Here is a 14,656-nt window from a genome sequence, read left to right on the forward strand (position 1 = left end):
TAACATTATAATTTATCTCCCCTCGTTTACAAGGGGATTTAAAAATTAATTAGGATTCCATCTTCTATTATTTGGGAGATGCTATTGAACACCGCTGTTGATTTCCGCACTAGGCTGCGCTTTCCGCGGGGCGGTGCTGGAGCCTCCTCAGGATTCGCCTTGCGGGGTCTCCAGCCTACCGCTTCCTCCCGCAGGAGTCTTCGCCTATTGCTCCAATCAACAGCTAGATTCTTATAAATACAATCCAATCTTTAACAAAGACTTTATTTTTTGTATTGATATTTTAAGGGTTTGTCATCTATAATTAATTAAAACATTTAATTAATTTGATTGAAAGGTAGGTTCCAAAAATGAAGATTTTATATATTGATATTGATTCCCTTCGTCCTGACCATTTAGGATGCTACGGGTACCACCGTGAAACCTCGCCAAATATCGACTCTCTGGCGGAACGAGGCGTCCGCTTCACCAATTATTATGCATCAGACGCTCCATGTGCCCCATCGCGCACGGGACTTTTCAGTTCGAAATACGGTATCCACACAGGTGTTGTCAATCACGGAGGTGTGCAGGCGGATATGCGTCCAATTGGAGCAGACCGTCCATTCAACTATCACCATACCGAACATCAGGCATGGGTGGAAGCACTGAGATTTAAAGGCCATCACACTGCCATGATCAGCCCCTTTCCTGGCCGGCATGCAGCTTGGCATGTTCAACAGGGATTCCTTGAAACGTATGATACCGGCAAGCATGCAGGTGAAACGGCTGGTGATGTTTCCAAGGATGCTCTACGCTGGATCAAAGAGCGAGCAACTGAAAAAGATGACTGGTTCCTTTACCTGAACTTCTGGGACCCTCATACTCCTTATCGGACCCCGGAGGAATATGGGAACCCATTTAAAAATGACCCTGCCCCGGACTGGCTGACAGATGAGATCATTGCCGAACAGCGGGAAAGCTATGGCCCGATGAGTATACGGGATCTCCCACGCGGCAACCAATGGGCTGGCCTTCCGAGTGAAATCACCTGCCGGGAGGACTTCAAGAGCTGGATAGATGGCTACGATACTGCAATCCGCCATGTCGATGATCATGTCGGGAAAATTCTCGATGCACTTAGAGAGCAAGGTATTCTCGATGAAACCATCATCATCATTTCTGCCGATCATGGCGAAAATCAGGGAGAACTCAATGTCTACGGTGACCATCAAACGGCCGACCATATTACAAGCAGGATACCTTGTATCGTTGCCGGACCTGGGATCAAGCAAGGACACGTGGATGAAGACTTCCACTACCAGATTGATTTCGGACCTACCGTTTCCGAATTGGTTGGCGCAAAAGCAAGCGGGAAATGGGATGGCCAGAGCTTCCTTCCTGCACTGACAGATGGCGAATCAGCCGGACGACCATATCTGGTAGTGAGTCAAAACGCATGGAGCTGCCAGCGCTCTGCCCGTTTTGAAAATTGGATCCTGATCCGCACATACCATGACGGCCTGAAGGAATACCCGGAGCTCATGCTGTTCGATATCGAAAACGACCCCCATGAGACGGTGAATCTTGCAGAAGAGAGACCGGAAATTGTTGCAAAAGGGTTGCGACTGCTGGACCAGTGGGTGGCAGAGCAGATGAAATCCTCCGATTCACCGATCGACCCGATGTGGGCTGTCATCCATGAAGGCGGACCATTCCATACCCGCGGTGATGCGCTGGACACCTACCTCGCTAAGCTTCGCAAACAGGAACGACACGAAGCGGCAGAGAGATTGGAAAGTCGTTATCGTCCTGAAAAATTAAAAGGATAATAGATGGGCAGGCTCGAGATTGATGAGCCTGCCTTTTTAACGTTGATGCAAGAATTCGAGAACCGGCTGAATATGCTTGTCCCAATATCCCCATTCATGGGACCCGGGCCCATCCTCAAATGTGCTCTCGATTGATAGTTTTTCCAGGTGGTCCCGGAATCTTAAATTAGCCTGGTAGTTATGATCCTCCGTTCCACAGCAATGGTATAATCTCGGTTTCGGTCCATCAGATTTGGCCAGGTTCTCAGCTACATGAAAAAGGTCATCCTCGCTCCCTTTAATTGGCCGATCTCCAAAGATATGCTGGAAGTCACGCGGAAAAGCAGGAATCCTGTCCACAATATCCAACGACCCTGAAAGGCTCGCACCTGCTGCAAATCTTTCCGGATTACGCATCACCGTTTTCAGCGCACCATACCCTCCCATGGATAGCCCTGCTACAAAATTTTCCTCCCGTTTATCGGAAAGGTTAAAAAAAGACCTTGCTATCTGGGGCAGCTCTTCGCTCACATATGTATAATAATCGTAGCCATTTTCCATGTCGGTATAAAAGCTTCTCCCGGCAGCGGGCATCACTACCGCAAGCCCTAGAGGCGCGACATATCTTTCTATGGAGGTAAACCGGGTCCAAATTGTGTGATCGTCCGACAAGCCATGCAGGAGATATAATGTCGGGTGCTTCTTTTGTTCCGCTTTGGATTCCACTCCGATATGGGAGGTTGTCTGCGGCAATATGACTGTCATCGAGGTCGAGCATTGAAGTGCCTCGGAGAAAAAGTTGCATTGGATAAGTGCCATTTTGAATCACATCCTCATTATTTATATAGAGTTATTGAAACGTTTCGAATATTAATAGTATAAAGGAAGTGTGTATCCGCTTTCAATATTTTTATCGATACGAACAAACGTTCTTTACTTTTTATAGATATTTATTTTATAATTGAGGTGTTGGAATTAAACTTATATTTAAAGGAGTGTTCAAAATGAAGCAAGTAACACCATACTTATCTTTTAATGGAAATGCTAAAGATGCACTTGAGTTTTATAAATCGGTTTTCGAGGGTGAAATTGTTGGGGTCCAAACTTTCGGAGAAGCAGACTTCCCTACTCCCCCTGAAGCGGACAACCTCATCATGCATGCCCGATTCGAAAAAGGCGACTTTGTACTGATGTTTTCCGATGCCTTCCCTGGACACTCCGTTGAAATGGGCAGCCAAATCTCCCTGACAATCGAGCCTGAAAACGAAGAACAGATCCAAACGCTATACAATCGTCTTTCCGATAACGGTACAGTCGTGATGGAGCTTCAAGACACATTCTGGGGCGCACGCTACGGAAAAGTGAAGGATCAATTTGGTATCACATGGGACTTGAACCTGCAAAAATAATAGTTAAAAGAAGCTTCCGATTGTCGGAAAGCTTCTTTTTTGATTAATGCTCGTATATCATCTTTCGGGTCATCCCGCCATCAACTGTCAGATTCTCCCCGGTCACAAAATCATTTTCACTGTCTGTCAGGTACAGGCACGCCCTTGCAATATCCGATGGTTTCCCTACACGGTTGGATAGATGCTGCTCATGATCTACATCCCGTAATTTTTCATAATCCCCTGTTTCAATCCAACCTGGTGAAATAGCATTGACTGTGATGTTATCCGCGCTGAAGGAAGCTGCCATCGCATGGGTGATCGCCACAATGCCGCCTTTTGATGCTGCATACGCCTCAGAGTTCGGTTCCGACATCGCTGCACGGGTGGAGGCAATGTTGACGATCGAACCTCCATTTTCATTCTGCCTCATATGCTTGGCAGCTTCCCGCGAAGCAAGAAACACACTGCGAAGATTTGTCTGGATGACATTATCCCAGTCCTCGATTGTCAGTTCATATGGGGACGTGAATGTTGAAATGCCCGCATTGTTGATCAGGACATCTATTTTCTGAAACTGTTGTACCGTCTTGTTGATGAGGTGGACGATATCCACTTCTTTGCGGACGTCCGTCTGGATGAAGAGGGCTTCTGCGCCTTGTGACTTCAATTCCTTTTCAAGGTCTGCCCCTGCCTTTTTCTCCATATCTGCAAGAACCACCGTTGCCCCTTTTTGGGCGTAATCCTTGGCGATCCCTTTTCCGATCCCGTTTGCTGCACCTGTTATGATGACGACTTGGTTTTGGAAGTTCATGGTTTTATGCCTCCTCTTTTTTTATAAGTTGAGAAAAGTATACAGGGTGGGATGCGGGAATACAAAAGAAGCGCTTCCTACAAACACATATATCACTAAAAAAGAGACGCACTTCAATTTAGAAGTGCGTCTCTTAAAGACTTTTATTCGGCTGATTCTTTTCTTCTGAAATAGAAGAATGATCCAGTTCCAAGACCCAACATTAGCATACCGATAAGTAACAAGTTATAGGTGTTTGTTGCCGTATTTGGCAGTTTTCCACCGTTGTTGCCACCATTGTTGCCTCCGTTGTTGCCTCCGTTACCATTACCATTGCCATTGCCATTGCCATTGCCATTGCCATTGCCATTGCCATCGCCATCGCCATCGCCATCGCCATTGCCATCGCCATCGCCATCGCCATCGCCATCGCCATCGCCATCGCCATCGCCATCGCCGCCACCTGTAGGGGTAGCTTCCACTTTGATTCTTCCTTCCACAACTGGAGAGATTACCTCGAATTGTGCAATGTATGCCATTACTGCTTCGTCCAGCCCTGCATATTCGTTCAAGATTGGATAGTCAGCAAACATGGAATACTCATCTCCACCAGCAGCCATGAAGTCATTGGTTGCCAATGTGTACATTTTCTTCATGTCAAGTGCCACACCGTTAATCGTAACAGAGTGCACTCTTTCTCCTGCAGGTTTGTCCTTGTCAATAGAGAACATAATTCCTGCTACGTGGGGGAATGCACCTTTTGGATTCGGATAGTCACTTACACCGTGCTCAAGTGCTGCCTTGATGTCCGCACCTGAAACTTCTTTCGTCACAATGTAGTTACCGAATGGCAATACTGTGATTACTTCACCTATAGTAATTTCACCGACATCGATGGAATCACGGATACCACCACCATTAGTAATGGCGACATCAGCACCTGTAGCTTCCAGCATTGCGTCAGTAATCAGGTTACCTAGGTTTGTTTCATGGACACGTACCTGCTCGCGCGCACCATCCAGATGAACTGTTGTTTCACCAATCACTTCACTCAGGATTTCTTCCTGTTCTTTATTAATCAAATCAATTACAGCCTGCACGTCCGGATCAGCTTCAATGCCTTCCATGTCCGCTTTCGTGATAAGATCTCTTGTTTTGCTTACAAGCTCTTTCCCCTTGAAGCTTAATTCAACCACACCAAGATTTTCCGTGTATTCACCGGCACTTACAATCAATGTTCCGCTTTCGTTGATGTTATCGACAGTATGACTGTGGCCATCCACGATTACGTCAATGCCAGGAGCACCTTGTGCAACCTTGATGCTTGTTTCTGTACTGGAAGCATCTGTCCCTAAGTGGGAAAGTGCAATGATAACATCCGCACCTTCAGATTCCAGTTCAGCTACCATATCTTTCGCAGCCTCAACCGGATCTGTAAAGGTCAAGCCCTCTACGTTCTTCGGATGCGTTTTGTAATGTGTTTCCGGAGTGGATAATCCGAAAATACCTACTTTGATTCCATCTACTTCCTGCATCATATATGGAGGAAGCAGGTAATCACCAGTTTCATCTACAATGATATTTGCACTTAATACTGGGAAGTCGGCCATTTCAGTCAACTCAAGGAGTCTATCATATCCGTAGTTGAAGTCATGGTTACCAGCAGCCATGGAATCATAGCCCATCGCATTCATGATATCCACAATACTCTTACCTTCTGTCAGTGTAGCAAAAGTCTGACCATGGAAAGTATCCCCTGCATCTAGAAGCAAGGTATTGCTATTATTCTCTCTGTATTGCTTCACTAGTGTGGAAAGCTTTGCAAATCCGATGGAAGAACTGCTTTCCGTTACACGTGAATGAGAGTCGTTCGTATGAAGAATTGTAATATTGGTGATTTTCTCTGTAATTTCCATATCCTCTGCAAAAATGACACGGATTCGGTTACCATCGGCACCAGATGATGCGATACCAGATACAGAAATGTAGTCACCAACTTTAAAGCGTTCCACACCTAATGGAAGATATCCATCAACATGAATTCTTGCATCATTTTTGCCGTCATTGACAATCATGAAGCTTCCTTCATCATTGATTTCTTTAACGGTACCTTTCAGTTCCACCAATTGGCCGTTGAAAGTGCCATCGATAATCTGTTGTGCAGTTACTTCTTTTGCTTCTACCGGTTCTCCAGGACCGACATAAAGGATTTCCATGTCAAAGTTCTCATATTCGAGCTCCAATTCCCCTTCGAATGTCGTGATCCCACCTGTGGCAATCACAACCGTTCCGACCGGAAGATCTCTTCCTTGTGCACCGAATAATGAAATACCGCCAGTTTCATCTTGTATATAGATGGTATCAAAGAATTTGTTTGTAGGTGCTGTTACCACACCTTTAACTGTTACGATGTCGCCGTCTTGTGCATTTGCACGAACATCCGAGATGGACTGAATACGTTCGTGATCAGCTAACCAATCCATCAGAGTCAATGTAAATGACGTGTTACTAACATCGTTTACGATTTCAAAGTCAGAGTAGAAGTGTCGACCAGCTACTACGATTCTTCCTTCACCAACATACTCTTTCGCGATTAATGGAATAGACTCACCATCTGGTCCGGACGTTTGGTCCGCATCATTTTCTCCACCTATTGCTTCATTATATGTGTGGTAACCTTCTTCTACATTATAGTTGTAGGATGTTGCATTTCCTGCCACTAGAATTTCCAATCCTGTTTCAGGGTCATTCGTCAGTGCGCTAAGATTTTCGTCAACCAGTGATGCACCACTGAAATAACGGATGGCATCAAGGTTTTCATTCAAGCCGCTTGTTGTAGCCGGAGCAGTATGCGCATATACAGACCACTTCATTCCACCACTGAACTTATCGGATGTGTTTGGCTCATAGACATTATCAGAGTTGATACGAATTCCTGAGCCCATTTTTTCCAATAGCGGATTCAGCTTTTTGTTATCAAAGTTGAAGTTCGATTTGGAAGCAAGCATCAAGGAACCACCAGCTTGTACCCAATCATTGATGGCTGTCATTTCCGCATCTGTAAATACCTTGTTAGGTGCGTTAATGACAAGAACATCATATCCTGCCAATACTTCAGCTGTGTAAGCCTCTGAATTGTACTTTGCGTGATATCCACTACGGCGCAATAGTTCCATGAAATTGTTCATGGAGCCAGGAACATCTGCGTTGCTGTGTGCAGAGTCAACAAGCACTTTTTGCCCGTTGGATTCTACTACTTTAATAGATTTTGTAATTTCAGTAACTGTTGTAACACCAGGAATTTCTGTCAATACAGCAATAATCTTGTCCTGACCGGATGCAGTCGGAATCCATGTAGTTGTTGCATCAGCACGTTTCCCTGGTCCGATATAAGGAATGTTACCTGTACCTATGTGATTCTCTTCGCTGACAGAACCATGATAAAATTTCACTTCCAGGTTTTCTGCAGAACGTACACCCATGTTACTTATAGTTGCAGTTAATTCTGTTTCAGATCCTGGAACACTTGGATCTGGATTCACTTGAAGAAGTGTCAACTTAACATCACTTTCTCCACCGGAAGTGTAAATTGCGCTTGCTGTTGTCCATTTACTATCTGTATGGATAACCTTTACAACATACCAGTTTGCACCGCTTCCGTCCTGGATGGTAGGAGTCCATGCAAATTCGGTCTTTTCTCCGACCATAACGGAATCAAGAACGTTTCCGCCATTGGAGATGATTTGGATTTCACTGATCGGATTATCTGAATCCTGAACCCAGATGTCAAAATTCAAATCCGTTCCATCTTGTACATCCACTGTGCTACCCATCCAATATCCGTTCGCTTTTACACGAAGCTTTGTGTCACGGGCTTCTGTGGAGTAGACACGGCGTGCTTTCAATGCTTCCATGAAGGACTCATTGGATAAATCTTCTGCTACGACTGCAGTCATGTTATCAGGAACGCCCCAGTTTGCGGAGTGGTTGTCCTGTCCATTGATTGCACCAACGTGCCAGCCGTTGTCCATCGCACGGAAGAAATGCTCTTCAGCACGTGCATAGCTGTAAGGTGGTGCACCGTTACCTACCTCGATCATCGCCATTAAATGGTCGATTTCTGGAACATATGCAAGGTCATTGAAAGAATCACTTGGCCAGTTAGGGTGATTGAATGCAGCAACGGCATTTTCCTCCGTTGTTAACCACTCATAGAAATCACCAAGCTCTACCACCGTTTGTTTTGCTTCCACGTAATCATTGGTGTTGGTTACGTTTATGTGTCCCCAATTTGAGGATGTCATTTCAAATCCACGCATCGCAAGGAATTCACCTGAGTGCTCGGAATTGAAAGCATTCATCTGTTCTTTCGTTGCATGCCATTCAGAGCCGACTTTTTCCACAAATTCTTTACGATCGGAAACATATTCATCCCCATCCAACCAGTTGGAATGGTCCGTAACGATCAAGTAGTCCAGATCATTCTCATATGCCATCTCAAAGGCTTCAGCTGGAGTACCTTTCCCATCGGAATAGCTTGTATGAGCATGCGGTACACCGAAGTAGAAGTTGTAGTCACTGTCATCCTTCGCTTCCTGGATGTAGAAATAAGAAACATAAGAGGTTTTAGCTCCAGCTACGTCTGTTACCTCTACAGAAATGCTATGTTCTCCTAATGCCATGTCAGTTGCTGGGGTATAGCTGAATGTAAATGCAGACTGATTAACTGTCGTTTCAGTCGTTACATCCACACCATCCACCAAAAGCTTGAAGCTTGTCCAGTCAATCTCTGCATCAGCTTCATCGATTTTCCCTGAAATTTCAGGTTTGTATTCGTTGATTGTTACCATTTTTGCAGGTTTTACACCGAAAATAATCGGCAATTTTGCCGTTTCTGGTGCATCCTGCTTCACCAAATCCGCCCCGAAACGAAGCTTCAATTGTGGGTCTTTGAATTTTGCCGCGATACCAACAATACTGTAGTATTCGCCAGCTTTATATGCTGTTTTTGTAAAGTTGTCCGCTCTGCTGTGATATAGCTTTGTTGTATTTTTGGACATATCTTCGATGATGAAGCTGTATTGATCGGATGTAATATCCTTAAGCTGCGCCAATTCCACTTTTACAAGCTCACCTTGATGAGCATCAATCTGATCAAGTGTAATAACGGCTGGAACAGGCAAAGCCTTTGTTCCAAGCTTCGTGATTTTCTCGGCAGCTTCCACGCTGATTTGGATTTCTCCATTGTATACGGAAGTCTTACCTACAACCTTCAGTTCTTCACCCTCCACAAAATCGGAAAGTGATACACCTTTACCGGTTGTATTGATTTGCACCCCGGAAGTTGCATCCTGGATGTACATTGCAGTGCTGGATTCAGCATGCGTCACGACACCTTGGATAGTTACTTCTGTACCAGCAGTTTGAACCTTTGCATCCGCAATCGGGGATACCTCCGGATCAACCGGCCCTTCAGGTACAACTGCAATGTCATCAGGTGTACGAAGTAATACGTGATAAGTGTCCGGTCCAGTCCCTTTTTGTTCCACCACACCTACTACGTTTACAACATCGCCTACTGTAACAGATAAATTTTCCGCTTTGAATCCTGTTCTGCTGTCCAACTTAACTGCAGCAGTATTAGTCCCATTTGATACTGTAATATTTGCGTTATTATAGCTATCAGAAGTAAGCTCAGTAATTGTTACACTCTTCAAATCAACCAGCTGAGCTTCTTTTGCTTCTGCCACTTCCTCGACTGTAACAGTCTTAGAAGCAGGTTCACCAGCTGTAGGATTTATTACTTCTACAGCACTAGGAATAATTTCAAACTTCCCTTTGAATTCATCCGTTGAACCTGTCACTTTTATCTTAGAACCAATGGCAACATCAGCGTATTCATTACTTGTATATACCATTAATCCACCGGTTGCATCTTGCATGTAGAAGGATTCTCCGCCAAATCCACCAGGAGCGGTAGTAACAATCCCTTCAACAATTACATCTTGCTGTCCTTTTCCTCCCAATCTGACATCTGCAATCGTGGATATAGATGGATCTGTTGGGTCAGTTGGATCAGTTGACTCTCCGTTTGGCTGTTCAGCCATAGATGCAGCGTTTTGTGGAGCAGGAGTAGCCTCTACAAAATCCGCGCTGTTATCGTTTGTATCATAGCCGTTTCCTGAACCAGGAGTGTAGCCATCTGCATTGCTTTTACGGGTTAGGCTTTTTCCGGATACATCTACAGCAGGTGTACCTTCACCTACAGTGGATGAACCATCGCCTGTACCATATTCAAGACCGTCTACAGGGTTCCCGTCGGCATCTTTCAACACGATACCGTCAGAATTTCCATTTTGCCAGTCTCCGCCTTCCCTAACCAGATCAGGCACAATGTCTGTGCTGCCAAAGTCTCCTGAATTCAGAGGACTGACCTCCCCGATTAAATAAAAACTGTATGGAGCAATCACAGTGCCATCCGGAATTGTTACCGTATTGGACTGTAACTGGCCAAGTTGGTTATAATGCTCGAGCTTCCACCCTGAAATATCAACAGCATTTGCTGTCGGATTATAAAGCTCTAAAAATTCATTGTTATCTGTCCCATTAGTAGAAGATTTTTCATCATAGAAAAACTCACTGATAACAATATGATCTGCAATATTCGTCTGCGCATTTGCCGGCTTCATCGGAACCATTCCCATGAGCAGGACAAAAATGAATGCTAACGAAAACCATTTCTGATTCTTGCGAACTAGCTGGTACATCTTTTTCCCCCTTAAAATTGTTTGTTTTTACTAGATTCACAGAATGGAAGCGCTTTCTATGTAAAAATCAACTATGCTAAAATCCCCATTTTCCCCCATTTGAAAAAAATAAACCTAGTAAAGTAGTACATTATTAATTTAACAGAAAACATTGCAGAAAAATATCAATTTTCTATAAATTTTTTGTAAAATTATCCGATATTTTGAATTATTTCTAAAAAAGACATGGTATTCTATTAATGGTTAATACAAGTACACAAAAAACTTGGGGGTAAGCGCTTTGAGAAAATTAATAAATATCATTTTAGTGGGACTAATAGTATTCCTGCCATTTTTACAGCCAACGGCTTCTCATGCACATGCGCTAAGTGCAAGCTTCGGGAAGATTGTGCTGGAAGAGAGTCAAATTACCTATACATTTTCCATTGATGATTTGTCGGTTATTGAAAATATCCAGCTTGACCAAAACAATAATGCCACTCTATCGCAGGAGGAAGTAGATAACGGAAAAAGCTCCATCGAGGAATGGATCGGTCAAAATTTGACCATGCAGGTGGATGGCGTGGCACTCCGTCCAAACACAGGTGAAATGATCAGCGAGCAGCGCAACGACAAAAACGTGGTAACCACCACATTGACATATCCGCTTGCTGATGAAAGCAAATCTATCACATTAGTGGACAACTTCTATAAAAATACCAATGACAATACAACATACACACAGCTTTTGACCATTGAACAGGATGGCGACTTCTCGGAGAAAATCATCAAAGGGGACGAACGTACATGGGAAGCGGATCTGACAGTCGAAGGAGCAGCAACAGCCGGTACCAGCTGGTGGGAGTTTTTCGTTTTCGGGATGGAGCATATCCTTACCGGGTATGACCACCTGTTGTTCTTATTTGCACTTCTACTAGCTCGACAAACCTTTAAGGACCATATCAAGGTGGTAACCGCCTTTACGATTGCCCATAGTATCACAATCACGCTTGGCTACCTGGAGATCATTAAATTACCTGGACTGCTCGTAGAATCTGTTATTGCTCTCAGCATCGTCTATGTGGCGGTAGAGAACATCTTTAGAAAAGAAGTAAAAAAACGTTACATCCTAACATTTATGTTCGGACTTGTTCACGGACTTGGTTTTGCGGGATTGCTATCTGAAATGACCATTCCAAAAAATCACCTTGCAGTATCACTGTTGAGCTTCAACCTAGGCATTGAGGTCATCCAAGTGGCATTGGTCGCATTAGTGCTTCCGTTCCTGACAAAGCTTCAAAAGCTGAAACAATATCCAAGCACACTGAAATACGGATCTGCAATTATCATTTTTATCGGTGGATATTGGGTAATTGAGCGAGTGTTTCAACTATAAAAAAAAGGCTGCTACGGCAGCCTCTTTTTTTATCTAATTTGATATGGCTCTATCGAGTCCGCCTTCAAGCGGAACATGCTAATCAAACCCGTTATCGGATCCACTTCTTCTCCAACCTCTAGCGTACCATATGCCCATAGCCCTTCTTCCGTAAACTCCAACTGTTTCCCGTCCGGCGGGAACACGGCAATGGCTTCAATGTATTCCGGGTTATCCGAAGAACAGAACGGACATGCCGCACCTGCCATCGGGACTAAATACACAAAGCCGTATTCCAGTGGAGTGATTTCTGTCATATAGCCCTTGATTCCTACCTTCTTGCCTTCAAGTTCCAACATCTTGTCGGTAATTTTTCCGTCTCCTGTATCCGACTGGGTAAAAAAGTCATCAAATGTGATTTCTGTTAGTGTTCCTTCATTAGATTGTCCCGCTTCTTTTTCCTTGTTTGTATCATCCGCAGCGCCCTGTGAGGAGCATGCTGTCAGCACAACCAGCACTAGAGTAAGTAGCATTTTCTTCCACATATTAAAACTCCCTTTTTCGATTTAGTAGATAAGATGGCAGTATTGGCAACAGTGCGATGCTTGTTGCTCCCACAAATACCAGGCCAGCATAAAGTGCATATTCAACCGGTAATCCCACATCACCAAGCTTCAGCCCGAATTGCGAAAGACTGATCATTTTCAATCCTGCAAAAATGAGGTAAGCAAACACGATGCCAAGAATGGTCCCTGCACCGGATAAAATGAATGTTTCAAGCAGGAGATTGGCCAGAATCTTATTTCTGTTTACCCCAAGCGACCTGAGAATGGATGTTTCCTGTTTTCTTTGATGGATGGAGCTGATGATGGCAAAGACAATAAACAGTCCAGCCAGAACAATGGACACTCCCGTCAGCAAATACGCGAGATTCTTCCCATAGTCAAACGTTTCGAGAAGCTGCCTGAATGTACGAACCGGGAAAATCGCCTGCACCTCATGAATGGAATCCATTTCCTCTTTCAGGCTTGGAATATGGCCAATCTGCTGAGGCTTTAACATTAATGCTGTAATTTCCAGTTCATCTTCTTCATGTTCTTCGTCGTGTTGCTCCTCTTCGTTGTCTGAAGCAGCATCTTCATGCTCCTCGTGCTCTTCTTCATGCACAAGCCACACACTTTCAATAGGTGTAAAAATCCCTTTATCATCAGCGGTCCCGGTCGGCTCCAATGTACCAACCACTTTATAAGTAAAACCACCGTGCTGGTCACCATTTTCACCTAAACCATGATTACCGGTGAAAGTATCACCAACTGAAAGATTCGCTTCTTTCGCGACAAACGAACCTAGCACCACGTCCCCAGGCTCTTCAAACCAAGCCCCATCAGCTAAATGGAACCGTTCGGCCAAACCTTCCCGATACGGAAGAAAGAAATCCTGGGTCGTCCCAACAATCGGCAAACCGTAATAAGAATCTCCCAATGCCAAAGGGACAGCCCTAAGTATTCGGTCATCCTCTTTCATATCTTCATAGATATGATAGGGGATATTGCCGATTGGGGCATCGAGGTACATCACGCTGTTCAAAACAAGCTGTGTTGGACTTCCCTCTGCCCCTACTATCAAATCATAGGTGGCAGACTGCTTTTTGATTCCTTGTTCAATACCTGAAGAAAGCATGATAACAAGGAAAGTGAGGGTAACTGCCAAAGTGAGCGCTACAACCGTGAATGCTGCATTCAGCTTTCTCCCTTTGATGCTGAGAAGAGTATATTGGAGGATGTTCATCGCAATACCTCCTTCAACACACCGGAGTAGGATTTATTGATTTCTTCCATTGTGATCATTCTGGTAAATCCATTGGCTATATGTACATCATGTGTAACCGTGATCAGTGTTGTTCCATTGGTTCTACTGATATCCTGGATCTGATTCATGATATGGATACCTGTTTTGATATCAAGATTGCTTGTAGGCTCGTCTACCAGCAAGATTTGTGGATTATTCAGAAGAGCCCTGGCTATTGCAACTCTCTGCTGCTCTCCTCGAGACAACTGCATTACTCTGTTCTGCAATCTCTTTTCCAGCCCCAGTTCCCTAAGCAGAGAGACGGCCTTTTCCTTGGCATACTTTTTATCCAAACTCGAATTCGCCAGCTGCTGAACAAGAACATTTTCAACCGCTGTCATTGCAGGAAAGAGCTGAAACTCCTGAAACACCATCCCGATATTCCTGCCGCGGAATTCATCGCGCTCTTTTTCCGTTTTACATGTGAGCTCCTCACCCAGCAACTGAATGGTTCCACTTGCAGGCAAAACCAAACCAGATAACAACCTCAATAAAGTGGTTTTTCCTGATCCGCTTGGACCCATAATCGCCAACTGATCCCCTTTACTTACAACCAATGAATCTATATTTAGTATTTCTTCCTTTTGTTTATTCACCCGTACATCATAACGAATATTTCGACAAATTATAGCATCTTGCAACTTTCCGTTCTCCCCCTTTGGTGTTCTATTACTGATTCTACCATTTAATTGTTAAGGGGAAATATAATTTTTGTT

The 14,656-nt window shown here is 44.3% G+C and carries 9 protein-coding genes; 3 read left to right on the plus strand and 6 right to left on the minus strand.

Annotation, left to right across the window (positions count from 1 at the left end; genetic code table 11):
* Window positions 1–350: 350 nt before the first annotated feature.
* On the plus strand, window positions 351–1,811 hold the full coding sequence (locus tag JOC95_RS00335) for a sulfatase family protein (protein ID WP_204412394.1): 1,461 nt from the start codon (window positions 351–353) through the stop codon (window positions 1,809–1,811).
* A gap of 36 nt (window positions 1,812–1,847) precedes the next feature.
* On the opposite strand, the gene JOC95_RS00340 is transcribed toward JOC95_RS00335, so the two are convergent.
* The gene (locus tag JOC95_RS00340; RefSeq protein ID WP_204412395.1) at window positions 1,848–2,609 is read right to left on the minus strand and encodes an alpha/beta hydrolase; all 762 of its coding nucleotides are present in this window, start codon (window positions 2,607–2,609) and stop codon (window positions 1,848–1,850) included.
* A gap of 185 nt (window positions 2,610–2,794) precedes the next feature.
* Here JOC95_RS00340 and JOC95_RS00345 point away from each other — a divergent pair, with 185 nt between their 5' ends.
* Window positions 2,795–3,199 (plus strand): VOC family protein, encoded by a 405-nt coding sequence (locus tag JOC95_RS00345; protein ID WP_204412397.1) that lies wholly within the window; start codon window positions 2,795–2,797, stop codon window positions 3,197–3,199.
* Between the two features lie 43 nt (window positions 3,200–3,242).
* Here the strand turns inward: JOC95_RS00345 and JOC95_RS00350 are convergent, their stop codons facing one another.
* Both JOC95_RS00350 and JOC95_RS00355 read right to left on the minus strand, forming a co-directional pair.
* Window positions 3,243–3,992 (minus strand): glucose 1-dehydrogenase, encoded by a 750-nt coding sequence (locus tag JOC95_RS00350; RefSeq protein WP_204412399.1) that lies wholly within the window; start codon window positions 3,990–3,992, stop codon window positions 3,243–3,245.
* Window positions 3,993–4,135: 143 nt separating this feature from the next.
* Window positions 4,136–10,738: a 5'-nucleotidase C-terminal domain-containing protein gene (locus tag JOC95_RS00355; RefSeq protein WP_204412401.1), complete on the minus strand. Its 6,603-nt coding sequence runs from the start codon at window positions 10,736–10,738 to the stop codon at window positions 4,136–4,138.
* Between the two features lie 280 nt (window positions 10,739–11,018).
* On the opposite strand from JOC95_RS00355, the gene JOC95_RS00360 reads away from it, so the two are divergent.
* Window positions 11,019–12,113 (plus strand): HupE/UreJ family protein, encoded by a 1,095-nt coding sequence (locus tag JOC95_RS00360; RefSeq protein WP_204412403.1) that lies wholly within the window; start codon window positions 11,019–11,021, stop codon window positions 12,111–12,113.
* Window positions 12,114–12,142: 29 nt separating this feature from the next.
* On the opposite strand, the gene JOC95_RS00365 is transcribed toward JOC95_RS00360, so the two are convergent.
* The 3 genes from JOC95_RS00365 to JOC95_RS00375 are packed head-to-tail and all read right to left on the minus strand — an operon-like array spanning window position 12,143 to window position 14,581.
* On the minus strand, window positions 12,143–12,637 hold the full coding sequence (locus JOC95_RS00365) for a hypothetical protein (RefSeq protein WP_204412404.1): 495 nt from the start codon (window positions 12,635–12,637) through the stop codon (window positions 12,143–12,145).
* A 1-nt stretch (window position 12,638) separates the two neighbouring features.
* The gene (locus tag JOC95_RS00370; RefSeq protein WP_204412405.1) at window positions 12,639–13,880 is read right to left on the minus strand and encodes an ABC transporter permease; all 1,242 of its coding nucleotides are present in this window, start codon (window positions 13,878–13,880) and stop codon (window positions 12,639–12,641) included.
* Complete coding sequence (locus tag JOC95_RS00375; RefSeq protein WP_204412406.1) at window positions 13,877–14,581, minus strand: ABC transporter ATP-binding protein; 705 nt, start codon at window positions 14,579–14,581, stop codon at window positions 13,877–13,879. Before JOC95_RS00375 ends, JOC95_RS00370 begins: the two co-directional genes overlap by 4 nt.
* Window positions 14,582–14,656 lie beyond the last annotated feature (75 nt).

Source organism: Sutcliffiella tianshenii (assembly GCF_016908565.1).
GTDB classification, from domain to species: domain Bacteria; phylum Bacillota; class Bacilli; order Bacillales; family Bacillaceae_I; genus Sutcliffiella_A; species Sutcliffiella_A tianshenii.